We start from the raw sequence: 23,773 nt of genomic DNA on the forward strand, positions 1-23,773 counted from the left end.
AGAAGTCACCTCGGTGTGAAAGCTACCTGTCGCGGCCGGTTCGTTCGGGCGATCCGGAGGAGAACACACACACTGTGCGGATGCACCGGTGGGCTGTGCGGATGCACCGGTGGGCGCTGTGCAGATGCACCGTTGGAGTGTCTGAACGACAATATGGTGGACGAGAGGACTCGGTGGGAGCCGCCGACGACAGGGAGGGCGCAGTGACCACAGGTGCCGGACCGGAGGGTGTCGGCTACGCGGGGGTGAGGGAGACGCATTCGTCGGTGGTCTTCTTCGTCGGCGAGCGCGTGCACAAGCTGAAGAAGCCGCTCGACCTGGGCTTCCTCGACAACCGCACGCGTGAGGCCCGTGAACGGATCTGCCACCGGGAGGTGGAGCTCAACCGGCGTCTCGCACCGGACGTCTATCTGGGCGTCGCGGACGTCCACGGCCCGGACGGACAGTTGTGCGAGCACCTCGTCGAAATGGTGCGGCTGCCCGACGACCGGCGCCTGGCCGCCGCGGTCCGCCGAGGTGAGGACGTGTCGGTGGTGATCGACGAGGTGGCACAGCAGGTCGCCGCACTGCACGCCTCCTCGCCGCACGGTCCCGAGATCGACCGGTGTGCCTCCGCGGATTTCGTCGCCGAGCTGTGGGATCTCAGTCTCGACCATCTCGGCCGGCTGGAGGTAGGGGCGGATCGTGCCGGGGCGTTGACGCGGATCCGGGAGTCCGTGCACCGTTACCTCGCCGGCCGGGCGGTGCTGTTCGACGAACGCATCGCGGCGGGCCGGGCCGTGGACGGACACGGCGACCTGCTCGCCGACGACATCTTCTGTCTCGACGACGGTCCGCGCATCATCGACTGCCTCGAGTTCGACGACGAGTTGCGCTACGGCGACGCAGTACTCGATCTCGCCTTCCTCGCAATGGATCTCGAACGTCTCGGTGCCGAACCCGCAGCACGGCGGTTGCTCGAGCAATATGGTGAGGTCTCGGGCGATCACCCGCCCTCCTCTCTCGTGCACCACTACATCGCCTATCGAGCGTTGGTGCGCGCGAAGGTGACCGCCCTACGCTACGAGCAGGGTGATGCAGCGGCGCGGGAAACGGCGACCGGTTTCGTCGAGTTGCTCGAGGGACATCTCGACCGGGGACGCGTGCGCATGGTGCTCGTCGGTGGTGTCTCCGCGACCGGCAAGACGACACTGTCGCGCACGGTCGGTGCGTATCTCGGAGCGGACGTAGTGCGCAGCGACATCGTCCGCAAGGAGTTGGCGGGTCTGCAACCCACCGACCGCACCGGCGACGGTACGGATGCCGGTCTGTACGCACCGACGCATTCGGAGGCGACCTACCGCGAACTGCTGCGCCGTGCCGAGACCGCTCTGGCCCGGGGACGATCCGTCGTGCTGGACGCGACCTGGTTGTCGTCCGGGCAGCGCGACGCGGCCCGCAAGGTTGCGGACGGTGCTTCCGTGGATGTGATCGAGATCGAGTGCCGTGCAGACAAGGGAATCCTGTTGCAACGGATGGCATCCCGAGCCGAGCGCGGCGACGATGCCTCCGATGCGACCCCTGCCGTGCTCGAACAGCAACTCCGCCGGCGGGATCCGTGGCCGGAGGCAGCGGCGATCGATACGGGTGTCGAGACCGTCGACGCGGCGCGACTGGAGAGCATGCTCGGTCCAGCGCCCTGGTGATCGCGCCCCTGAGAACAGTGAACGGGGATCGCTTCGTCGAAGCGATCCCCGTCGGACCGGAACGATCGGTTCTAGACCTTGCGGGCGATGAGCACCGAGCACGGAGCCTTGTGCAGCAGGTTCTGGCTCGTGGATCCGAGCAGGGCGGCGCGGAACTGGCCACGTCCGTGGCTTCCGACTGCGACGAGTTGGGCGTCGTCGAGGTGCGCGAGCAGGACCTTCGAGGCCGGGCCCCGATCGATCACACGCTCGACGGTGACCTCGGGGTGGCGATCACTCCAGCCGGCCAGCGTCTCGGCGAGAACCGCGGTCTCCGAGGTCTCCACGGCATCCCAATCGACCAGCGCGGCCGTGGCGCCGACACCGAGTGCGGCGTCACCGAGCCAGGAGTGCACTGCCCGCAGCGGAACCCCGAGGGTCGACGCGAGATAGAACGCGTGAGTGACTGCGGCAGAGGACAATTCGCTACCGTCCACACCGACGACGATCGGCCGGGAATCGGGCAGCGGAGAATCGGTGTTGCCGCGCCACACGACCACCGGGCAGGGCGCATGGTTCGCGACGCGCAGAACGGTGGAGCCGAGGAGGAAGTTCTCCAGCGCACCCGCGCCGGTGGCGCCCATGACGACCAGGCGTGCGTCCTCGGCGGCCTCGAGCAGCGACTTGGCTGCGGGACCGGGACCGATGAAGCTGCTGATCTCGAGCTCGGGGTGATCTGCGCGGACTCGCTCGGCGGCGTCGGCGAGGAGCTTCTTGCCGTCCTCCTCGAGCTGCTGGATCATCTGCGACTGCACGAGCACTGCGGCCTCGCTGTAGAAGATGCCCTCCGGGGGCATCGAGTGCACGAGGTGGAGGGGTGCTCCGATGCGCGACGCGACGGCACCGGCCCACCGCGCTGCCGCTACAGCCGTTTCGGAGCCGTCGACGCCTGCGACGACTGCCTTGCGGGTGCTCGGTGTGCTCATGGATGTCTCCTTCTCGTTGCGACGCGCGGCTTCCCGCGCGCAGGTCGGCCCGAGGCCACGTTACCGCCACGACGCGGCCGTGACCCGGTGTCGACGATCTTCATGATTCCCCATCGGGGAGGCCCCGACCAGAGCCTTCCGGCCTCGATCAGGTCCACAATCGGCGAGCGGCGCGGTATGCCTTCCGCCATCCGCTGTCCAGATGTGCGGCCTGCGCGTCGCCGATCTCGGTCTCGATCCGGAACAGGATCCCGAGCCCGAAACTGGTCTCGGCGGTGTGGCCCTGCTCGGAGAGCATGTCCAGGAGGTGTTCCCGCGCCACGACGGAGTCCTGGAATTCACCGAGCAGATCCTGGAAGTCGTCGAACCGGTCGAGGATCCGCCCGGAACGCTTCGGATGCAGCGGCGCGATCACCTCGATGGCATACCGCATCCGTTTGGCGCCCTTGCGTGCCCGGTGCATCAGCGCGTCGCGCTCCGCCGGGTTCTCGGCGTCGCCGACCCTGTCGACGCGGCGCGAGACCTTTTTCGACAGCGCTGCGACCGCGCGCAACAGTTCCTTCCGTGCCACTTTCGGCCGTGCCCCCGCCGCTTCTGTGGCGGGTGCTATGTCGGTGATCGCCGCGTCGAGGCGGGTGAGCAGCCCGACGTACCGGTCCGAGTCCAGTGTGTCGACTGCTTCGAGGCGGGCGGCCTCCGACCGTGCCGAGAAGTACTCGTCGATACGGGCTCTCGTCGCTTCCCGGTGCGATTCGACCGGGATGTCGGCCACGCGATCCGTGAGCCGTTCCCATTGGACCTCGAGATCACGTGACGGGCTGAGACGTCTTCCGAGCCAACGGAGTTCGTCGACGAGATCGGGATCCACGACGATCTCGTCGGAATAGGTCTGCAGTGCGCTGCGCAGACGCCGCGCGGCCTTGCGCATGCTGTGCACCGCGTCGCGTGCGTCGCGGCGGACGGCGATGTCGGACAACCCCAGGGTGTGCAGTTCGCTCGAGAGATAGTCGCGTACCGGGATCAGGCCCTTCGCGATCGGCGGGCGGGCGGGGAGCAGGTCGCCGAGCACGCGGTGGAGCTTCGACGGGCTCTCCGAACGGGTGATCCCGACGGCCGCGAAGCGTTCCTCGAGTGCTGTGAGGAATCGGCCGATCGTCTTGTCGCCGAGGGTGGAATTCCACTCGACCTCGATCTCCTTCCAGCGGATCTCGGATCCGTCGGCGCTGCGCACGGCGTCGACGTCGTCGACCACCACCTCCGCGACGAAGCCGCCGTCGGACGACCGGAGCCGGTGCCGATGTCGTCGGGTCACGAGCAGAGCGGCCAGGCTCAACGGGGCGCCACGGCGGATGCCGCGCAACAGGGATCCGAGGTCTGCGGGAACGTCCTCGGCCGAGTCGTCGCCGAGGGGGAAGTGCAGTTCGGTGCGGGTGTCGACACCGGAGGGCAGTTTGAGATGCCATCCCGCGTCGTCGCCGCCCTCGCGCCTGCGGAGCGTGATCTTCGAGCGCAGCAGGCACAGGTCGGCGGTGTCGTAGTACTGGGCCGACAATTCGAACCGGTCGACGTCGATCGCATCGACGGACGGCAGTCCCGTCAGGTCCGGAAGCGGCCGGTCGCCGGTGGCGGAGTACTTGCGTTCCGCCTCCTCCGCGACGGTCGCCGACGATGTGCTGGGCATCCATCTGCTCCTCTCGGTGCGCGTTGCCTCCACCTTGCCACGCGGTCCGATATGAGGGGATTCGTCCGACTGTGATCTGCCGATACCGGGCAAAGAGCACTTCGGCCCTGGTCAAGGCCCGGTTTCGGGGTGATCATGGTTCGACGCGGGTCCGGAGGTAGTGATGAAGGTTCTTGTTTCGGTGGCCAGTCGGCACGGTTCGACCGCGGAGATCGCGACTGCGCTGGCCGCGTCGATGCGCCACCACGGCGCGCAGGTCGACGTGAACGCGCCCGAGCACGTCGACGAGGTCGACGCGTACGACGTCGTGGTGCTCGGCAGCGCCGTCTACCGCAGTCGCTGGCTGCGCAGCGCGCGGGAGTTCTCCGACCGGCACGCGGCCGAACTGCGCGAACGCGACGTCTACCTGTTCTCGTCAGGTCCCGTCGCCTCGGGCGGGAGGTCGGTGAACACGTGCTACGACGCGTGCGCCGTCGCCGAACGCATCGAGGCCGTCGAACATCGCACCTTCCCGGGGAAACTGGATCCGGCGGTGCTCGGCACCGGCGAACGGATGGTCGTCAGGATGGTCGGCGCCCCTTCCGGTGACTTCCGGGACTGGGACGCGATCGGTGCCTGGGGTGCGCGCATCGTGGCGCGCACGACCGCGCGGGAGCGCGACCTCGACGGCATCGGTTCGGCTCCCGCGCCACGTGGGGCGCGCCGCTAGGCGGATATTCCACCCGGGTGATCGGCCCGAGTCCCGAGCCGGGCGATCAGCCCGAGCTGCCCTGGTAGTGCGTGCTCAGTTCGGCTGCGCGGTCCCAGATCGACCAGTCGACCGGGCGTTCCTCCAATTGGGCCTCGACCACCTCGAACCCGGCGTGCCAGGCGGCGCCGTGTGCGAGGGCGTCCTCCTCGTCGTCGGTGGTGTGGGTGAGGGTGAGCCAGCACCCGCCGGAGCCGTCCGGAGTGAGTTCCCAGTGCAGAACGTCGGTGTCCCAGAGGTATTCCAGGATCCGTGCGGGCCGCACCGTGAGGACACTGCCCATGCTGGTGTGCCCTTCGGGCAGGCCGAAACGGCGGGTCTGTTCCTGCGTCGAGCGGAATTCGAGTGTGGCGCCGGGTGTGAGCGCGAACTCGACGTCGGCAGGGAACCAGGCGCGGAGATGTTGCGGATCGGTCAGGACCCGCCACACCTTCTCCGGCGGGTGGGGGAACGAGCGTTCGAACCGCAGGGCCACCCGCCCGTCATAGGTACGCGAGATGCTGCCGATTTCCATGGAAACCTCCAAGACGAGAACTCGCCGGTCAGCGGGGTCCTGGTGTGCTGTTACTCCATGCTGCCAGGTTTCGTCGGCTTACGAAGCGGGTCGGCCGACCTGTGATCGGATCGTGGAACGACAAGGATCTGGCCAGAAGCTGCAGCGGATTCGAATAATCCTGTGGCTCGAGCTCGTACACCTCCGGATAGAGGTTGTCGCCGAGAATGGGGATTCCGAGCGAGTTCATGTGTACCCGGAGTTGATGCGTCCGGCCGGTCTCGGGACGCAGACGGTAACGCGCACGGTCGTCGGCCGTGTCCACCAATTCGATCGAGGTCACGGCGTTGACGGGACCGTCGACCTCGCGGGCCTGCAGCACGCCGCGCTCCTTGACGATGCGGCTGCGGACCTCGCGAGGGAAGTCGAGGCGCGGCGCGGCCGGGGCGATCGCCTCGTACTCCTTCTCGACGAGACGCCGGTCGAACAGCATCTGGTACGCGCGTCGCGCCTCGCGCCGGACGGTGAACACCAGGACGCCCGCCGTGAGCCGATCGAGCCGATGAACGGGGGACAGTTCGGGCAGGTCCAGATCCTTGCGCAACCGGACCACGGCGGTCTCCGTCACCCAGGAACCGCGCGGGGTGGTCGCCAGGAAGTGCGGCTTGTCCACGACGAGTAGGTTCTCGTCACGGTGGAGGACGTCGATCTCGAAGGGGACGCGCGGTTCGGCGGGCGGATCACGGTAGAGATACACGAATTCGCGTGGGACGTACGGGGTCGAAAATGTGACCGCTGTGCCGTCCTGTACGACCACTTCGCCGGATTCGATCTTCTCCGCGATGCGCGCCGCATCGTTCGGGAAGCGTGTGAGCAGGAACTCCGCTAGGGTCTCCCAGCTGGGATTTTCCGGCAGTCGCAGGCGGGTGGGGTTCAGGCCGTCGCGAACGGGGAGGGGAGCTTCGGGCACGGGTCGGAGGTTAGCGGTGCGCCCGGAATACGAGCGCCGAAGGCCCGACGATAACGCTGCCGGACTTTCCACGATAACGATTGTGTGCAAGCCTGCTTAAGGTTTCTGCACCGTCGATAACCTGGGACGGAAGTGAAGAATGTTACTGGAGTGCAAGGGGAGCATGTTGTGACGATGTCGGCGAAAACCGGAACACGTCGGCGGGGGGGACGCGCTCTCGTGCGGCTGCTGGTGGCGGCACTGGTCCTTCCGCTGGCGCTCGCGTTCAGTGGGCTCGGCGCCGGCACGGCTGCGGCCGATCCGTACGAACGCTTCCACGAGGACATGGTCGCCGCCCCGGGTGGGGTCGGGGCGATCAAGGTACGCATCTGGCGGGCGAACAACGGCAGCAACAAGGCCGTCTATCTGCTCGACGGTCTGCGCGCCACCGACGATGTGAGCGGCTGGGAACACGAGACAAACGCGGCGTGGCTCGCCGATCACGGCGTCAACGTGATCATGCCGGTGGGCGGACAGTCGAGCTTCTACGCCGACTGGTACGCGCCGAGCAATTTCAACGGCCAGCCCTACACCTACAAGTGGGAGTCCTTCCTCACCCAGAACCTCCCCGACCATCTCGCGAACGTCTACGGCATCGACCGCAACAACAACGCGGTGGTCGGCCTGTCGATGGGCGGTAACGCGGCGCTGATCCTGGCCGCCTACCACCGCGACCAGTTCAAGTTCGCCGGCTCCCTCTCGGGTTACCTCAACCTCTCGGCCCCCGGTATGCGCGAGGCCATCCGTCTCGCCATGCTCGACGCCGGCGGATACAACGCCGACGCGATGTGGGGACCGCCCTGGGACTCGGCGTGGCTGCGTCACGACCCGTTCGTCGCGGCGCCGCAGATGCGCGGACTGCCGATGTGGGTCTCCGCGGCGAGCGGTCTGCCCGGCCAGTACGACCGGCCGAACTCGCTCGTGGGCAGCTTCAACACGACCAACGCCATGGGTCTCGAAGCGCTCGCCCGCACGCAGAACCGCGCCTTCCAGGTGCGCCTGCTGACCCTGGGTATCGATACCGCACACTTCTCGTTCCCGATCGTCGGTACCCATTCGTGGGGTTACTGGCAGGACGAGCTGTGGGCGATGCTCCCGATGCTCAAGTCCTCGATTGGCGCCTGACGCCACCACATCGCTGGTCGGCCGCACCGTCGTCGTGACGGGGGCCACCAGCGGTGTGGGCGAAGCGACGGCCCGCGCCCTCGGGGCTGCCGGCGCCACCGTCGTCCTCGCCGGTCGCAACGTCGACCGGGGCAAGCGCATCGCCGACGAGATCGGCCCCCGGGCCGAGATGATGTCGCTCGATCTCGCCGACCTCTCGGCGATCCGTGCCTTCGCGGACGCCTTCGCCGATCGCCGGATCGATGTCCTGGTCAACAACGCCGGGGTCATGGCGGTGCCGCTGGGTCGCACCGCCGACGGGTTCGAGATGCAGATCGGAACGAACCATCTCGGACACTTCGCCCTGACCGGACTGCTGTTGCCGCGTATCACCGGCCGCATCGTCACGGTGTCGAGCGCCGCCCACCTGATAGGCCGGATCGATCTCGACGACCTCAACTGGGAGCGCCGCCCGTACAACCGCGCCGCGGGGTACGCACAGTCGAAGCTCGCGAACCTGTTGTTCGCGCTCGAGCTCGAACGACGCCTCGCCGCCGCCCGCTCACCGCTGCGCGCCGTCGCGGCCCATCCGGGCTACGCGGCCACCGAGGTGGGCAGCCACACGGGGACGTGGTTCGACCGGTTGTTCGGTTTCGGCAAGACGATCCTGCAGCGCACCCCGGATCAGGGGGCCGAATCGGTCGTGCTCGCGGCTTCCGATCCGGGCATCGCGGGCGGCTACATCGGTCCGCGTCTCCTGCTCTACGGAGCGCCCGGTGTCGCCACCGTGGGGCGTCGGGCCCGCGACCGCGAGACCGCGACGCGGCTGTGGGAATTGTCGGAGAAGCTCACCGGAGTGCACTTCGAGATCGGCTGATAGCGTCGTCGCCCGCACCCCGTGACCGCCGCCCGACGGGCGCCCCGCGGTCACGGGGTGCGGCGCATCGGCACGTGGTCGATCCCCGCCTCGAGGTAGTTCGCTCCGGTGCGCACGAACCCGAATCGCGCGTACCAGTGCTCCAGGTACGCCTGCGCCGAGATGCCGACCACCCCCGGGCAGGTCCCGAGCGCCGCCTCGATCAACTCCGCGGCGAGGCCGCGCCCGCGTGCGTGCCGGGCGGTGGCGACACGGCCGATGTGGGCGATGTCCCCGTCGTCGTGGAGCACGCGCAGCGTCGCGAGGACCTCGTCACCCTCCCGCGTCCAGAACAGTTCGGTGGTCGGGTCGAGATCGCGGCCGTCGAGTTCCGGTTCGCTGGTGATGCCCTGCTCGAAGACGAACACATCGGTCCGCAGAGCGACGATCCGATACAGACTCTCGGGGTCGGTCTTCCTCAACGGGGCATGGTGGATGGACGGCACGTCCCGATCGTAGGGGGCTTCACCGGCTGTGAGGACACGGGAGGGGCTTCACCCGCCCGTCGTGAACCCGTCGAGCAGTCCCGCATAGCGCTTCGGTGGGGGAGCCGCGAACTCTCCTCGCTTGCCGGTCGCCAGCCCCATCGTGACCAGCGACTGCACGGTCAGCGTCGCGGCCGCGACACCGTCCACCACCGGCACTCCGATCTCCGCGGAGATGTGCGCGCACAGGTCGGCCATCCCGGCGCAGCCGAGCACGATGGCGTCGGAACCGTCCTCGTACAGGGCGTCGAGGCACGCCTCGGTGACGATCTTGCGTGCGTCGGGATCGCTGTCGAGGGCGAGCACCGGCAGGTCGCACGCGTGCACGCCCCGGCACGCGTCGCGCATGCCGTAGCGGTGCGCGAGGTCCCACGCGCGTCCGGTCGTGCGGGCCAGCGTCGTGACGACGGAGAATCCGCGCCCCAGGACCGCGGCGGTGTGCATGGCGGCCTCGGCGATGCCGACGACGGGCCCGCCGGCGAGCTCGCGCGCCGCGTCCAGCCCGGGATCGCCGAAACACGCGATGACGTAGCCGTCGACGCCGTCGCGTTCACCCTTCTCGATCTCGGTGAGGATGCCCGGCACGGCGAGCGCGTCGTCGTAGTGGCTCTCGATCGACGGAGGTCCCATCGTGGGGCTGACCGCCTCGACGCGTGTGCCCGGACCTGCGACGGCCCGGGCACACGCCTCGATCGTGGCGGTCATCGACCACGTGGTGTTCGGGTTGACGACCTTGATGAACATGGAGGATCAGACTGCTTCCTGTGCGACCCGGTCGGGGAGACGGACTGCGAGGCGGGTGCGGGTCGCGAGCAGGTGGTAGACGACGAAACCGAGACCGCAGCCGATGAACCAGCTGTACTGGGCGGCGGTTCCCATGCCGGGCGCATCGTTGAACAGCACGGGGATCATCGCTACCACGGCGCCGACGACGGTTGCGATCACCGCAGCCGGGTTGTAGCCCTTGCGGTAGAAGTACGCACCCTTCTCCGACATCGTGAACAGGTCGTCGACGATCACCTTCTGCTTGCGCACGAGGTAGTAGTCGGCGATGAGGATGCCGAACAGTGGACCGATGAACGCGCCCAGGGTTTCGAGGGTGTAGTGGATGACCTCGGGGTTGTTGTACAGATTCCACGGGGTGATGAGCACCGAGCCCACCGCGGCGATCATGCCGCCGGCGCGCCAGCTGATCTTCTGCGGGCTGACGTTCGAGAAGTCGAAGGCCGGGGCGATGAAGTTCGCGACGATGTTGATGCCGATCGTGGCGATGGCGAAGGTCAGTGCGCCGAGCACGATCGCGAAGGTCGAATCGATGCGGGCGACGGTCTCGACGGGGTCGGTGATCAATTCGCCGTAGACGGGCAGCGTGAGCGACGCGGTGATCACGACGAGCAACGAGAAGACCAGGAAGTTCACGGGCAGACCGAGGAAGTTGCCCTTCTTGACGGCGGCGTAGGACTTCCCGTACCGGGAGAAGTCGCCGAAGTTGAGCATCGGGCCGGAGAAGTACGAGACCACCAGGGCGATCGCGCCGAGCATGACCGGCACCGACGACCATCCGGTGTGCGTGACCTCGCCGAGGGTCAGATCGATTGCGCTCCAACCGGCCTGGGAGATCAGATAACCGCACAGCAGGAACATCACGACGTAGACGGCCGGGCCGCAGAAGTCGATGAACCGCCGGATCGACTCCATGCCGCGCCAGAACACGCAGGCCTGCAGCACCCAGAGCGTCAGGAAGCTGACCCATCCGAGTGCGGACAGGCCGGCGAACCCGTAGTCCTCGACCACCGCATAGGGCGCGAGCGAGGGGAACAGCTTGATCAGCACCACGTCGAGTGCCGCCGAGGCGAGGAAGGTCTGGATCCCGTACCACGCCACAGCGATCAGACCACGGATGATCGCGGGGATGTTCGCGCCGAGGACGCCGAAGACGCTGCGGCAGATCACCGGATAGGGCACACCCGTGACCTGGCTGGGCTTGGCGACGAGATTACAGAAGAAGTAGACGATCGTGATGCCCACGAGCAGGGCCACGAGGACCTGCCAGCTGGCCAGACCGAGAGCGAACAGGCTGCCGGCGGTGACGTACCCGCCCACGCTGTGGACGTCGGACATCCAGAACGCGAAGATGTTGTACGAACCCCACCGCTGGTTCTTCAACGGGGCGAGGTCGTCGTTGGTCAACCGCGGGTCGTATCCGGTCGCGGGCGGCGGGGGTGCGGTGGGGACGCTACCGGCGCTCGGTGTCAGCACTTCGGTCATGCCTGCTCCTGTGCGAGGGGGAGCCGCCCGTGCCCCGGTGCGAGGCCGGTGGGCGGAGTCGAATCGATCGACGGAACATCAACGGCGATGGTGAATTCCGATGCGCAGACCGTAACGGGGCGATATTGCCGGAGAGTTACCCGAACTGTATATCTTCCGCGGGAAGCAGGCCGGATTCGGCGGTGAGGCCGGAGATGGCGACGTCGAGATGCCGGTTGTGGTGTTCGGACGCCGTGAGCAACGCGTCGGTGTCGCGCGCCAGGAAAGCGGTGAGCATCGCCTCGTGCTCGCGATGGAGTTCGGCGCGCTCGGAATCGCTCACGTGCACCATCGGCTGAACGGGTTCGGTGATGTTCCAGGCATATTCGAGCATGTGCAACAGGCGGTGCATGCGGGACGGCCTGGTGAGGGCCATGTGGAAGACGCGGCTCTCGCGGTGATAGCCACGCGAGTCGCCTTCCTGCACAGCGCGTTCGAGAAGGCGGTGCGACTCCTCGACGCGCCGGTCGTCCTCCTCGGTGGCGTTGCGCACGGCCGCCGCGAGCGACGCCGATTCGAGAGTCTCACGGACGAGATACATTTCGCGCAGCTCCGCGATCGTCAGCTGGGCGACGATGTATCCGTGGTTCTGCCGGTGGGTCACGAGACCTTCGCCGATGAGGGTCTTGAGTGCTTCCCGGACCGGGATGCGGCTCACCCCGAACAACTCCGCGACCTCCCCTACGGGGATCGGTGTGCCCGGGGGTGCGGCTCCCGAGAGGAAGGCGCGGCGCAGCTCCTCGAGGATCACGTCCTGCGGGCGACCCGGTACGTCGACGCGGAGCTCGTCCAGCAACGCGGATCTACGGTGTGGTGCCACGACCGGGTCCTCCTTCGTCACCGGAATGCGAGTGCTCGACTCCGCGAAGGTAGACCCGTCGTGTTACGTCCTCGTCTCCGCCGTGTGACCGGGATGCACACCTCATACCCCGCCGCGCGGAGGGAAGGTCGGCAGCGTCGGCATCGGCCGCGGCGTGGTGGGCGTACCCGTGGTGGGGCGAGGCGTCCCGGTGCTCGGCGCGTCGCTCTCCTCGGTGTCCCGGCGCGGGCGGTCCTCGTCCGGCTCGGCCCCGCGACCCGGCCCGCCACGCCTGGTGAAGCCACCGGCGGTCGACGTCGCCGTGGTGGTGGAAGCGGCGGTGGATTCCGCAGCGGGCTCGGCGGTCGCTGCCGAGGTGGGGGTCACCACCGGTGCCTCGAACTCGGGTTCCCCCGTCGTCGTCTCCGCGGGCTCGGTGGGCGTGGTCTCGGTCGTCGCTGCGGTCGTGCTCGTCGCCACCGGCGACCCCATGTCGAGCGTCGGCTCGGCCGCAGGACGCAGGACCTGCCGCTCAACGGGCTCGGCCTGCGGGAACACGAACAACGCACCGACGCCCAGCACCGCGAACACCGCCACCGATGCCGCGATGACGGGAACGGTGCGCTTCGCCCGACGATCGCGACGGGGGAAGCCCTCCCGGTCCAGCGGTTCGAGCCGGCGCCCGAGATCGAGCAGTTCCGCCTCCGAGGGCTGCACCGCGAGCAGCCGTCCACGCAGGTGCGCGGGCAGAGGGGTGAAGGGGAGAAGCGAGAACGCTCCGAGCGCATTCGGCACGCGGGGCACCGCACGGTCGACGAAGTCCTGCGCATGGGCGAGGACACGTCCGTCGCCGGCGGAACCGAGCATCGCCTCGATCTCGTGGAACGAGAAGTGATGCCGGACCGTGAGGTCGACGACCTCGCGCGCGGTGCCGTCGAGCAGGTGGACCGCCTCACGGACGTCGAGCACGTCGGAAGCGGCCTGATAGGCGGGGTCGGCCGCGGGGAGATATTCGAGGGCGGAGCCGGTGCGCTCGAGCACGCGGATGCATTCGGCACGGACCAGGGCGTAGAGCCAGGCCCGCAGGAGACTCTCGTCGCGCAGCGACCGGATCCGCGCGGTCGCCGTCCAGACCGCGTCGTACACCACGTCCGAGGCCGATGACACGGCGACGAAGCCGCACGCGTACGCGTACAGGCCGGGGGCGAAACGGTCGAAGACCGCTGCCGTGGCGTCCGGCTCCCCGTTCCGCAACGCTGCGGCGAGTTCGCGGTCCGGACGTCCGGGGTGGTGCCCCATCGATGGAACCTCCCTGTCGTGCATGCGCCCCCGCGCGCCTGCGGTCGTGAGTTCCGGGGAAGTCTACGAGCAGGTGCGCCCCACGGCGAGGATGCGATCCATCGGGACCGTCGACGCCGGAAACGGGAGTGTCGCCACGCGGCGCGCGTCCGTAGGGTGGCGGGCATGGGGTGGACCACGAACGATATTCCGGATCTGTCGGGACGCACGATGATCGTGACGGGGGCCAACAGCGGACTCGGTGCAGAGACCGCCCGGGCGCTGGCGCACGCCGGTGCCGAGGTGGTGCTCGCGTGCCGTGATGTCGCCAAGGGTGAGTCGGTCGCGGCCGATCTCGGCGACCGCGCCACCGTGCGCCGTCTGGACCTGGCGGATCTCTCGTCGATCCGTGCGTTCGCCGACGAGGTGCGTGCCGAGCACGAGCGTATCGACGTCCTGGTCAACAACGCCGGCGTCATGGCGGTACCGCTGCGGCGGACGGCCGACGGTTTCGAGATGCAGATCGGTACCAATCACTTCGGCCACTTCGCGCTCACCGGGTTGCTGCTCGACCGCATCACCGACCGGGTGGTGACGGTCAGCAGCACGATGCACCGCATCGGCAGCATCGATCTCGACGACATCGATTGGGAACGTCGCCGCTACGAGCGGTGGCTCGCCTACGGGCAGTCGAAGCTCGCGAACCTGTTGTTCGCGTACGAACTGCAGCGGCGCCTGACCGCAGCCGGATCGAGCGTGAGTTCGCTTGCCGCGCATCCGGGTTATTCGTCGACGAATCTGCAGTACCGCAGCGAGTCCTGGCACGGGAAGATCGTCGAACTCGTCACCCCGATCATCGGGCAGTCCCCGCAGCAGGGTGCGCTCCCGACGCTCTACGCGGCCACCTCGCCGGATGCGGAGCCGGGTTGCTACTACGGGCCGGATTCCTTCTTCGAGATGCGCGGCCGGCCGAAGCGGGTGCAGTCCACCTCGCGGTCACGCGACGAGATCCTGGCGCGGAGGTTGTGGGAACTGTCGGAGCGGGTGTGCTCCGTCGAGTACTCGATGCCCTAGATCTTTCGATACCGTAGATCCTGCAGTTCTCAGGTCAGGGTGAACGAGACCGGCGGCAGATCGTCGCGTCGGCACAGTCCGGTCTGATCCACGAGGTCGAGGGTGCGCAGATAACGCCGGACCAGATCGCCTGCCGAGAGCCCCGCATCCGATGCGGTGCGCAGGGCGGCGGCGAGTCCGTCCCCGCGTGCCCAGCGGTGGATCGCGGCGACGGCGATCGGATCCGGATCCGGCCCCACTTCCAGGCCGAGACGCTCTTCGCGTCCGGCGAGTTCGCTCCACAGCCGTGAGGTGGCGCGCAGCGCCTCGTCGATCGCCGTGGTGGTGCGTCCCGGGACTCCGACGGTGCGGCGCCGGGTCTCGCCCAGAGCGCTCGAGGCGACGGCGGCGAGTTCGGCCGGTGTCAGCCCCGACCACGCGCCCGTCCGCACGCATTCGGCGACGAGAAGGTCGTTCGCGCAGTAGATCCGGCCCAGACGACGACCGTCGTCGGTGACGTAGGCCGACCCGCCCATCGGGTCGCGGAGCAGATAACCCCGCTCCTCGAGCAGATCCAGTGTGCGATCGAAGGTCTCGACGAGGCGTCCGGTGACCGTGTCGATCTGCGACCGCATCCGTTCGGTGTCGCCGTGCACCGCGGCGCGTCGCGCAGAGAGGGCGAGGAGGCGCTCCCTGTCGCCGCGTCGATGCGCAGGATGCGACCGCACCGCCCGTGCCAGCGACGTCACCAGCTCGGCCGAACCGGAGCGTCGTGCCTCGGCGAGCCGGTCGCACAGGTGCCGGTACTCGGTGAAGCCCTCGGCGTCCCCGAGTTCGGTGTCGAGATCACGCAGCGCCGTCGTGTTCGCGCGGACGGCGTCGGTGAGCGCCGCGACGGATCGTTCGGCCTGGAACTGGGCGAACGAGCGTCGCAGGAACTCGCGGGAGCCGGGGATGCCGCGACCGGCGACCAGGTTGACCGCGGTGTTGTAGCCGACGCGCAGCGAACTGTGGAGCGGGTACGAGCGTGCGCCGGCGAGGCCGGCGACGGTCGCGGGGGCGGCCTCGGGACTCCACAGCACGACGGCGTGGCCTTCGACATCGATGCCGCGCCGACCGGCGCGACCGGTGAGCTGGGTGTACTCGCCGGGGGAGAGGCGCACCGGTCCGTCGGCGGTGGGTTTGACGAGGCGTTCGAGGACGACGGTGCGCGCCGGCATGTTCACCCCCACGGCGAGGGTCTCGGTGGCGAACACGACCCGCACGAGACCGCGGGCGAACAACTCCTCGACGGTGTGACGGAAGGCCGGGATCAGACCGGCGTGGTGCGCGGCGAAACCGCGTTCGAGTCCTTCGAGCCACTCGGCGTGACCGACGGCGTCGAGATCTGCGGGCGGCAGCGCTGCGGTGTGCCGGTCGGCGACCGCGCGGATCTCGGCGACGTCAGCCGCCTCGGTGAGCCGAACCGACGATTCGAGGCATTCGGCGACGGCGCCGTCGCACCCGTTGCGGCTGAACCGGAACCAGATGGCCGGCAACAGTTGTTCGGCCTCGAGCCGGGCGACGACCTCGGGCAGGTCGGCACCGGCCGGTCCGGGTGCTCCGCGCGCACGTCGCCGTCGTCGTCCACGGCCGGTCGCGGGGCCGGGCGCGGCCTCGACGAGCTGGCGGTGGGCGATGTACCGCTCGAGGGTCTCGTCGACGGTGCCGGACGGGGACAACAGGTCGAACAGCCGCCCGCCGGCGAGCATGTGCTGGGTGAGCGGGACGGGCCGGGTCTCCTCGACGACGACCGCGAGGTCGCCACGGACGCCGCGCAGCCAGCCGCCGAACTCCTCGGCGTTGCTCACCGTGGCCGACAGGCTGGTCAGCCGCACGTCATCGGGAAGGGAGAGGATCGCTTCCTCCCACACCGCACCGCGCTCGCGGTCGGCGAGATAGTGCACCTCGTCCATGACGACGTGGGTGAGTCCGTGCAGGAGCGGGGAGCCGCCGTGCAGCATGCTGCGCAGCACTTCGGTGGTCATGACGACCACGGGCGCGTGCGGGTCCAGCGAGATGTCGCCGGTGAGCAGACCGACGCGGTCGTCGCCGAAGCGACGCGACAGGTCGAGGTACTTCTGGTTGCTCAGCGCCTTGATGGGGGTGGTGTAGAAGCAGCGTCCGCCCGCTGCGAGCGCGAGACGGGCGGCGAATTCACCGACGACGGTCTTGCCCGCCCCGGTGGGGGCGCACACCAGGACGTCGCGGTCGTCCTCGAGGGCGCGGCAGGCCTCGATCTGGAAGTCGTCGAGGGGGAAATCGAGTTCGGTCGCGAACAGCGCGAGCTGCGACCGGTCCTGCGTGCGCACGTGTCCACGCTACGGGTCGGCGCGGACATGTGCGCAGCGCAGGGTGACTCAGTCCTCCGTCACCTCGAGGGTGACTCAGTCCTCCGTCACCTTCGAGGGTGACTCAGTCCTCCGTCACCTCGAGGGTGACGTCGATGTTGCCGCGGGTCGCGTTGGAGTACGGGCACACCTGGTGGGCCTTCTCGGTGAGCTCGAGCGCCTGCTCGCGGGGGAGGTTCGGAAGAGTCACCTCGAGGGTGACGGCGAGACCGAATCCGCCGCCGTCGGTCGGGCCGATGCCGACGCGGGCGCCGACCGCGGAGTCGCTGACGTCCGCCTTCTCCTGTCGGGCGATCATCTGCAGTGCCGAGTGGAAGCACGCGGCGTATCCGGCGGCGAAGAGCTGTTCGGGGTTGGTGCCCTTGCCGCTGCCGCCCATCTCGGTGGGGATGGACAGGTCGAGGTCGAGCTTGCCGTCGCTGGTGCGGGCGTGGCCGTCGCGGCCTGCTCCGGTGGCGAGTGCTTCGGCGGTGTAGATGATGTTCACGATGTCCTGCCTTTCTTCGAGAGTGCGCCGGGTGCTTCCTGCAACGCGGCGGTCAGGCGGTGGAGCGTCTCGCGCAGCGCGACCAGTTCGTCGACGTCGAACCGGCTGTCCCGCGTCACGCAGCCGGGGATGTCCGTGGCCTCTGTCCGGAGTGCATCTCCCGCTTCGGTGAGGTGGACGACGACACGACGTTCGTCGGTCTGCTGCCGGCGTCGTTCGACGTATCCGGCGGCCTCGAGCCGTTTGAGCAGGGGGGAGAGTGTGCCTGTGTCGAGATCGAGCGAGTCGCACAGATCCTGCACGCCTCGCGCATCGCGTTCCCACAGCGCCAGGAGCACCAGGTACTGCGGGTAGGTGATGCCCAGCCGATCGAGATGTGGCCGATATGCGGCCGTGATGGTGCGGGAGGCGCGGTAGAGCGCGAAGCACACCTGCTGGTCGAGTTCGAGTGGAGACGGCACGGGAATGAATGTAGCGCCCCGTTTTGTTGTGCACAACATTAATGGCCACAACTCGATACGTGTTCCGGATCACTTCCATGTGGGAATTGAGAGCGCTCTGGGCACGTTAGTTGAGTGAGAATGGCTCAAGTTCGACAGAAAGGCTTCGGAATGCCGGCATTCTTCGGGCCTGGTGGCCCCGGCCGAATCGACATCACACGTTTCATGAGCCGCGGTACCCAGGACCTCCTCGCCCACGCAGCGCGCTACGCCACCGACCGTGGTGACGCGGAACTCGACGTGCTGCACCTCCTCCGCGCGATGGCGGAGCAGGATCCGTCCCGCACGGTCATGACGCGCGCCGGAGCCGACCCCGCCGACGTCGCTGCCGCCGTCGACCAGCGGCTGCCGCAGAGCCGCCCCGGTGAGGCCGTCTCCGCACCCGCACTGACCGGTGCCGTGAAGACCGCACTCCTCGAAGCGCACCAGCTCTCGCGTGCGCTCGGCTCCACCTACATCGACCCCGAGCACCTGTTCTTCACGCTCGCGGCCGACCAGACCCGCGCTCCCGGACGCCTGCTGGCGTCCCTGGGCGTGACCCCGCAGGCGTTGCAGACCGCACTGCAGCCCACCCCCGCAGCTCCCGCCGCGGAGGAGACCCCGACGCCGACGCTCGACAAATTCGGCGTCGACCTCACCGAGCGGGCGCGCGGCGGCGGCATCGACCCCGTCATCGGCCGTACCGACGAGATCGAGCAGACGATCGAGATCCTCGCGCGACGCACCAAGAACAACCCGGTGCTCGTCGGTGAGGCCGGCGTCGGCAAGACCGCCATCGTCGAAGGACTCGCCCAGCGCATCGTCGACGGGGACGTCCCGGACATCCTGCAGGACAAGCGGATCGTCCAGCTCGACCTGACGGCGATGGTCGCCGGAACCCGATACCGGGGCGACTTCGAGGAACGTCTCACCACAGCGCTCGACGAGATCACCGCCCAGCAGGGCAAGCTCATCGTCTTCATCGACGAGATCCACACCGTCGTCGGCGCAGGCGCCGGCAACGAGGGCGCGATGGACGCGGCGAACATCCTCAAGCCGAAGCTCGCCCGCGGTGAACTGCATGTCGTCGGTGCGACCACCCTCGACGAGTACCGCAAGCACATCGAGAAGGATCCGGCGCTCGAACGCCGTTTCCAGCCCGTCACGGTCGACGAGCCAGCACGCGACGACGCCGTCGCGATCCTGAAGGGTCTCGCCGATCGGTACGCCGAGTTCCACAAGGTCCGGTACACCGACGAAGCGCTCGAAGCGGCCGTCGACCTGTCGATGCGGTACCTGCCCGACCGGCACCTGCCGGACAAGGCGATCGACCTCGTCGACCAGGCCGGTGCACGACTGCGCCTGCGGGTGCCGCGCACCGACGTGACCGAACTGCGTTCGAGGCTGGACGAACTCGAAGCGGAGAAGGATCGCGCCGTCGAGGCCGAACAGTACGAGGATGCCTCGCGCATCCGCGACGAGATCCTTCGCGTCCAGGCTCGGATCGACGGTGGCGACAGCGAGGGCAACGGAGAGGGAACTCCGACCGTCGACCCGGAGCTGATCGCCGAGATCGTCTCGCGGGCCACCGGAGTCCCCGCATCGCGGATGACCCGCGCCGAGAAGGAGAGGCTGCGCACTCTCGAGGACGAGCTGCACAAGCGCGTCGTCGGACAGGACGAAGCCGTCCACGCCGTGGCACGTGCCGTGCGGCGCAGCCGCTCCGGCATGAGCGACCCGCGTCGTCCGGTGGGCAGCTTCCTGTTCCTCGGTCCCACCGGCGTCGGCAAGACCGAGCTCGCGAAGGCCCTCGCCGAGGTGCTCTTCGGTGACGAGCGCACCATGCTGCGCATCGATATGAGCGAGTTCGGCGAACGCCACACCGTGAGCCGTCTCGTCGGCGCCCCTCCCGGTTACGTCGGTTACGGCGAGGCCGGACAGCTCACCGAACAGGTGCGTCGCCACCCCTACTCGGTGGTGCTGCTCGACGAGATCGAGAAGGCGCACCCGGACGTGTTCAACACACTGCTGCAGGTCCTCGACGACGGTCGCCTCACCGACGGTGAGGGACGCACGGTGGACTTCACCAATACCGTCGTCATCATGACCAGCAACCTCGGTTCGGACATCATCTCGAGCCGCGGAGGCGCGCTCGGCTTCACCACCGGTGACGCCGAGGCGGCCGAGAAGCCGCTGCGTGACCGGGTCATGGGACGGCTGCGCGAATCGATGCGGCCGGAGTTCCTCAACCGCATCGACGAGATCGTGATGTTCCGCAAGCTCGACGACGACCAGCTGCACCGGATCACCGAGCTGCTGCTCGACGACAGCCGGAAGCGGCTGCAGAGCAGGGGGATCGACCTCGAGTTCACCGCCGACGCGGTGGCGTGGATCGCCCGCAACGGTCACCAGCCCGAGTTCGGTGCCCGTCCGTTGCGCCGCTCGATCTCCCGGGTGGTCGACGACCGCATCGCCGACATGCTGCTCGACGACGCGCTCGCCGAGGGCAACCGGGTCACGGCGGACGTCGTCGAGGACGAACTGCTGCTCCAGGTGAGCTGACCCGCACGACGAGGAAGGGGAGAGATGCCACGGCATCTCTCCCCTTCCCGCGTTCGGGGGGTGGTCAGCGGGCGGTGAGACGACGGATCGCCTCGAGCGGCAGATGAAGCCACGAGGGACGGTGCCGAGCCTCGTAGACCACCTCGTAGACCGCCTTGTCGAGCTCGTAACCACGCAGCAGGACGACGGAGCCCCGTGGATCCGTGCCCGAGGCAGCTGCGTAGCCGTCGCAGAAGGCGGCACAGTTGCGTTCGGCCCACTCCCGGGCCCGGAACTCCCGCTGCGACTCCACCGCCGTGCCTTGTTCGGATTCACGGATCGAATGATGCGCGGCGTAGTCGAACGACCGCAGCATTCCCGCCACGTCCCGGAACGGACTGTCAAGCTTGCGGCGCTCCTCGAGCGACTTCGCGGGTTCGCCCTCGAAGTCGATGAGCAACCAGCGCTCGGGGGTACGCAGCACCTGCCCGAGATGCAGGTCGCCGTGGATGCGGTGCACCGGAACCTGACCCAGCGCCGCAACCTCATCGAACCGGGCCCGGACCGCGTCGGTGAGTTCGGCGAGCTCGGGGACCTCGGCCGCCGCACCCTCGAGCCGGCGGATCATGCCCTCGGCCAGTTCGGCGGCGGCGCGCTCGTCGGTGCCGAGCACGGAGCCGAGATGGGCGTGCACATCCGCCACGGCCGCACCGATGCGATGGGATTCCCCGGCGAAGTCGGTGCCCACCTCGTCGGCGCGCAGGTCTCCTTCCAGGAGCAGGTCCCGGACACTGCCGAGTGCCATCGACCAGCCGTCGGCCGAGTTCGCCGCGAAGTCCTGCACCATCGCCAGCGTGGTGCGGACCCCGTCGACCTCCGCTTCGATCCATGCCCGGATCGGGGCGATCGACCGACATCCGTCCTCGCCGAGCGCGAGCGGCAGTTCGACGTCCGGATTGATGCCGAGCGTGAGCCGACGAAACATCTTGAGCAGCAACTTCTCTCCGAGGACCACGGAGGTGTTGGACTGCTCCGCGCTCAGCGCACGCCCACGCAGGCCCGGTTCGATGACCGCACCCGGCACGGTGTGGAGATCCACCGGGCCGGCGGGGGTGCCGCTCGCCAGATTGCGCGAATACCGGTCGAGGATCTCCTGATCGCGGAGGCCGTCGTAGACGTGCAGGCCGTGGTCGTGGGAGTCGTCGGGGCCGACCACGCTCCACGACTGCAGTTCCTCGGGAAGATGGGAACGGAAACCGAGGGGCACTTGATAGATCTGGTCCGCGGTCGAGTCGAACGAGACCTTCACGATCAGATGGTCGGCCCCGAAACCGGACTCCTCCACGAGCGGATGACGCAGGACGACACCGATCCCGGTGATGGTGTGGCCCTTGGCCGCGAACCATCGCTGGTGCGGCATCCATTCGCGCAGATCCTCGACGAGCCGTTCGTCCGGGTAGAGCTCGTTGTTGGTCGTCACGGCTGCACCGCCGCTTCCGCTTCGCTGCTCACCGGGTGTTCGCCCGGTCCCTCCTTGGACGGATCGGGTTGCAGCGCGAACCAGAAGAATCCGTGACCGGGCAGGGTGATCATGTAACCCTCCTCCGTGATCGTCGGGAACGGGACGGACCCGGTCAGCTCCACCGGGATCCACCCGGCGAAGCGCGACAGATCGAGGACGACCGCCTGCGGATAGCGCGACAGGTTGTTCACGCACAGGATGACGTCGCTGTAGTTGCGTTCCGGGCCGGGCAACATCTCGCGCAGATAGGACAGGATCGCGGGATTCGCGCTGCCGAGTTCGGTGAACGAGGCCTCACCGAAGGCCGGATGCTGCTTGCGGACCTGGATCATCCGCCGCGTCCAGTGCAACAGCGAGTTCGTCGAGTTCATCTGCGATTCGACGTTCACCGCCTGGTACCCGTAGGTGGGATCCATGATCACCGGCAGGTACAACCGGCCCGGATCGGCGCGGGAGAAGCCCGCGTTGCGGTCGGGGGTCCACTGCATCGGGGTCCGCACCGCGTCGCGGTCGCCGAGCCAGATGTTGTCGCCCATGCCGATCTCGTCGCCGTAGTACAGGACGGGGGAGCCCGGCAGGCTCAGCAACAGAGCGGTGAAGAGCTCGAGCTGGTTGCGGTCGTTCTCCAGCAACGGCGCCAGACGACGGCGGATGCCGATGTTCGCGCGCATCCGCGGGTCGGTGACGTACTCGGCGTACATGTAGTCGCGTTCCTCGTCCGTCACCATCTCGAGGGTCAGCTCGTCGTGGTTGCGGAGGAAGATGCCCCACTGGGCGGTCTTCGGGATCGGCGGGGTCTGGGCGAGGATCTCCGAGATCGGGAAACGGTTCTGTCGCCGCACCGCCATGAAGATGCGCGGCATCAGCGGGAAGTGGAAAGCCATGTGGCACTCGTCGCCGATCTCGGGTTCGCCGAAGTACTCGACGACGTCGGTGGGCCACTGGTTCGCCTCCGCCAGCATCACCCGGCCGGGATATTCGGCATCCATCACCGCACGGCACTTCTTGAGGAAGGCGTGCGTCTCGGGGAGGTTCTCGCAGTTGGTCCCCTCACGCTCGAACAGATAGGGGACCGCGTCGAGGCGGAACCCGTCGATGCCGAGATCGAGCCAGAACCGCAGGACGTCGAGCATCGCGTCCTGTACTTCGGGGTTGTCGTAGTTCAGGTCGGGCTGGTGCGAGAAGAACCGGTGCCAGTAGTACTGCTTGCGCACCGGATCCCACGTCCAGTTGGACGTCTCGGTGTCGACGAAGATGATGCGGGCTTCCTGGTATCGGTCGTCGACATCCGACCACACGTAGAAGTCGCCGTACGGCCCGTCGGGGTCGCTCCGGGATTCCTGGAACCACGCGTGCGTGTCGGACGTGTGGTTCATGACGAGGTCGGTGATGACGCGGATACCGCGTTTGTGCGCCTCGTCGAGGAAAATGACGAAGTCCTCGACCGTGCCGAATTCCGGTAGCACCGCCCGGAAGTCGCGGATGTCGTAGCCGCCGTCGCGGAGCGGTGAATCGTAGAAGGGCGGCAGCCAGATGCAGTCGGCGCCGAGCCATGCGATGTAGTCGAGTTTCTCGGTCAGCCCCCGTAGGTCGCCGGTGCCGTCGTTGTTCGAGTCGTTGAAAGCGCGGGCGAGAACCTCGTAGAACACCGCGGTCTTGAACCAGTCCGGGTCGACGGGCAGGCTGCGCGCATGGGCGAAGTCCTCCGCCCGGCTCTCGACGAGATGACCGTCTTCGGTGTGTTCGTATTCGGGTACTCGGTCGGACGGATCCGGCATGGCACCTCCGTGCTCGTCGCGTCGCAGGATGGACTCGCCCCAGAATGCCCCGG

At 68.1% G+C, this 23,773-nt stretch carries 20 protein-coding genes; 6 read left to right on the plus strand and 14 right to left on the minus strand.

All coding sequences use genetic code 11. The features are described 5' to 3' along the window. Nucleotides 1–173: 173 nt before the first annotated feature. A complete protein-coding gene (locus BO226_RS00150) occupies nucleotides 174–1,685 on the plus strand; it encodes a bifunctional aminoglycoside phosphotransferase/ATP-binding protein (protein ID WP_064255940.1) in 1,512 nt (503 codons plus the stop codon). A gap of 71 nt (nucleotides 1,686–1,756) precedes the next feature. On the opposite strand, the gene BO226_RS00155 is transcribed toward BO226_RS00150, so the two are convergent. Together BO226_RS00155 and BO226_RS00160 are read right to left on the minus strand one after the other, a co-directional pair. Continuing rightward, nucleotides 1,757–2,650 carry a universal stress protein gene (locus tag BO226_RS00155; protein ID WP_024103041.1) on the minus strand — a complete coding sequence of 298 codons (894 nt, stop codon included), beginning with the start codon at nucleotides 2,648–2,650 and terminating at the stop codon, nucleotides 1,757–1,759. A 148-nt stretch (nucleotides 2,651–2,798) separates the two neighbouring features. Continuing rightward, entirely contained in the window at nucleotides 2,799–4,331 is a 1,533-nt protein-coding gene (locus BO226_RS00160; protein WP_006551740.1) for a CYTH and CHAD domain-containing protein, read from the minus strand. 163 nt (nucleotides 4,332–4,494) lie between these two features. On the opposite strand from BO226_RS00160, the gene BO226_RS00165 reads away from it, so the two are divergent. After that, entirely contained in the window at nucleotides 4,495–5,040 is a 546-nt protein-coding gene (locus BO226_RS00165; protein ID WP_071934374.1) for a flavodoxin domain-containing protein, read from the plus strand. A gap of 46 nt (nucleotides 5,041–5,086) precedes the next feature. Here the strand turns inward: BO226_RS00165 and BO226_RS00170 are convergent, their stop codons facing one another. Both BO226_RS00170 and BO226_RS00175 read right to left on the minus strand, forming a co-directional pair. Continuing rightward, nucleotides 5,087–5,593 carry an SRPBCC family protein gene (locus BO226_RS00170; protein WP_006551738.1) on the minus strand — a complete coding sequence of 169 codons (507 nt, stop codon included), beginning with the start codon at nucleotides 5,591–5,593 and terminating at the stop codon, nucleotides 5,087–5,089. Between the two features lie 28 nt (nucleotides 5,594–5,621). Continuing rightward, the gene (locus BO226_RS00175) at nucleotides 5,622–6,542 is read right to left on the minus strand and encodes a pseudouridine synthase (RefSeq protein WP_071934375.1); all 921 of its coding nucleotides are present in this window, start codon (nucleotides 6,540–6,542) and stop codon (nucleotides 5,622–5,624) included. A gap of 174 nt (nucleotides 6,543–6,716) precedes the next feature. Between BO226_RS00175 and BO226_RS00180 the strand changes: the two genes are divergently transcribed. Next, nucleotides 6,717–7,706 (plus strand): alpha/beta hydrolase, encoded by a 990-nt coding sequence (locus BO226_RS00180; RefSeq protein WP_050993516.1) that lies wholly within the window; start codon nucleotides 6,717–6,719, stop codon nucleotides 7,704–7,706. Next, nucleotides 7,696–8,562 (plus strand): oxidoreductase, encoded by an 867-nt coding sequence (locus BO226_RS00185; RefSeq protein WP_064852771.1) that lies wholly within the window; start codon nucleotides 7,696–7,698, stop codon nucleotides 8,560–8,562. The genes BO226_RS00180 and BO226_RS00185 overlap by 11 nt, the downstream gene beginning before the upstream one ends. A gap of 50 nt (nucleotides 8,563–8,612) precedes the next feature. Here BO226_RS00185 and BO226_RS00190 read toward each other — a convergent pair whose 3' ends face one another. The 5 genes from BO226_RS00190 to BO226_RS00210 all read right to left on the minus strand — a co-directional run bounded on the left by BO226_RS00190 (nucleotide 8,613) and on the right by BO226_RS00210 (nucleotide 13,491). Next, nucleotides 8,613–9,047, minus strand: a complete 435-nt coding sequence (locus BO226_RS00190) for a GNAT family N-acetyltransferase (protein ID WP_071934376.1) — start codon at nucleotides 9,045–9,047, stop codon at nucleotides 8,613–8,615. Between the two features lie 48 nt (nucleotides 9,048–9,095). Then, the gene (locus tag BO226_RS00195) at nucleotides 9,096–9,830 is read right to left on the minus strand and encodes an aspartate/glutamate racemase family protein (RefSeq protein WP_024103047.1); all 735 of its coding nucleotides are present in this window, start codon (nucleotides 9,828–9,830) and stop codon (nucleotides 9,096–9,098) included. Between the two features lie 6 nt (nucleotides 9,831–9,836). Next, on the minus strand, nucleotides 9,837–11,354 hold the full coding sequence (locus BO226_RS00200) for an NCS1 family nucleobase:cation symporter-1 (protein ID WP_019289983.1): 1,518 nt from the start codon (nucleotides 11,352–11,354) through the stop codon (nucleotides 9,837–9,839). Between the two features lie 136 nt (nucleotides 11,355–11,490). Further along, a complete protein-coding gene (locus BO226_RS00205) occupies nucleotides 11,491–12,213 on the minus strand; it encodes a GntR family transcriptional regulator (RefSeq protein ID WP_024103048.1) in 723 nt (240 codons plus the stop codon). Nucleotides 12,214–12,315: 102 nt separating this feature from the next. Next, entirely contained in the window at nucleotides 12,316–13,491 is a 1,176-nt protein-coding gene (locus BO226_RS00210) for an RNA polymerase sigma factor (protein ID WP_071934377.1), read from the minus strand. A 165-nt stretch (nucleotides 13,492–13,656) separates the two neighbouring features. Between BO226_RS00210 and BO226_RS00215 the strand changes: the two genes are divergently transcribed. Beyond that, a complete protein-coding gene (locus BO226_RS00215) occupies nucleotides 13,657–14,544 on the plus strand; it encodes an oxidoreductase (RefSeq protein ID WP_071934378.1) in 888 nt (295 codons plus the stop codon). Nucleotides 14,545–14,573: 29 nt separating this feature from the next. Here the strand turns inward: BO226_RS00215 and BO226_RS00220 are convergent, their stop codons facing one another. The 3 genes from BO226_RS00220 to BO226_RS00230 all read right to left on the minus strand — a co-directional run bounded on the left by BO226_RS00220 (nucleotide 14,574) and on the right by BO226_RS00230 (nucleotide 17,861). Beyond that, nucleotides 14,574–16,874 carry a DEAD/DEAH box helicase gene (locus BO226_RS00220; RefSeq protein ID WP_071934379.1) on the minus strand — a complete coding sequence of 767 codons (2,301 nt, stop codon included), beginning with the start codon at nucleotides 16,872–16,874 and terminating at the stop codon, nucleotides 14,574–14,576. Between the two features lie 103 nt (nucleotides 16,875–16,977). After that, on the minus strand, nucleotides 16,978–17,400 hold the full coding sequence (locus BO226_RS00225; RefSeq protein ID WP_006551727.1) for an organic hydroperoxide resistance protein: 423 nt from the start codon (nucleotides 17,398–17,400) through the stop codon (nucleotides 16,978–16,980). Further along, nucleotides 17,397–17,861 carry a MarR family winged helix-turn-helix transcriptional regulator gene (locus tag BO226_RS00230; protein ID WP_006551726.1) on the minus strand — a complete coding sequence of 155 codons (465 nt, stop codon included), beginning with the start codon at nucleotides 17,859–17,861 and terminating at the stop codon, nucleotides 17,397–17,399. The genes BO226_RS00225 and BO226_RS00230 overlap by 4 nt, the downstream gene beginning before the upstream one ends. A 150-nt stretch (nucleotides 17,862–18,011) precedes the next feature. Here BO226_RS00230 and BO226_RS00235 point away from each other — a divergent pair, with 150 nt between their 5' ends. Continuing rightward, nucleotides 18,012–20,441, plus strand: coding sequence for an ATP-dependent Clp protease ATP-binding subunit (locus BO226_RS00235; RefSeq protein ID WP_071934380.1), 2,430 nt, complete (start codon nucleotides 18,012–18,014; stop codon nucleotides 20,439–20,441). Nucleotides 20,442–20,505: 64 nt separating this feature from the next. On the opposite strand, the gene BO226_RS00240 is transcribed toward BO226_RS00235, so the two are convergent. Together BO226_RS00240 and treS are read right to left on the minus strand one after the other, a co-directional pair. Continuing rightward, entirely contained in the window at nucleotides 20,506–21,840 is a 1,335-nt protein-coding gene (locus BO226_RS00240; RefSeq protein ID WP_232238149.1) for a maltokinase N-terminal cap-like domain-containing protein, read from the minus strand. 56 nt (nucleotides 21,841–21,896) lie between these two features. Then, entirely contained in the window at nucleotides 21,897–23,720 is a 1,824-nt protein-coding gene (gene treS / locus BO226_RS00245) for a maltose alpha-D-glucosyltransferase (RefSeq protein ID WP_071934382.1), read from the minus strand. Between the last annotated feature and the right edge of the window lie 53 nt (nucleotides 23,721–23,773).

Source organism: Rhodococcus sp. 2G (assembly GCF_001886355.1).
Lineage (GTDB): Bacteria > Actinomycetota > Actinomycetes > Mycobacteriales > Mycobacteriaceae > Rhodococcus > Rhodococcus pyridinivorans.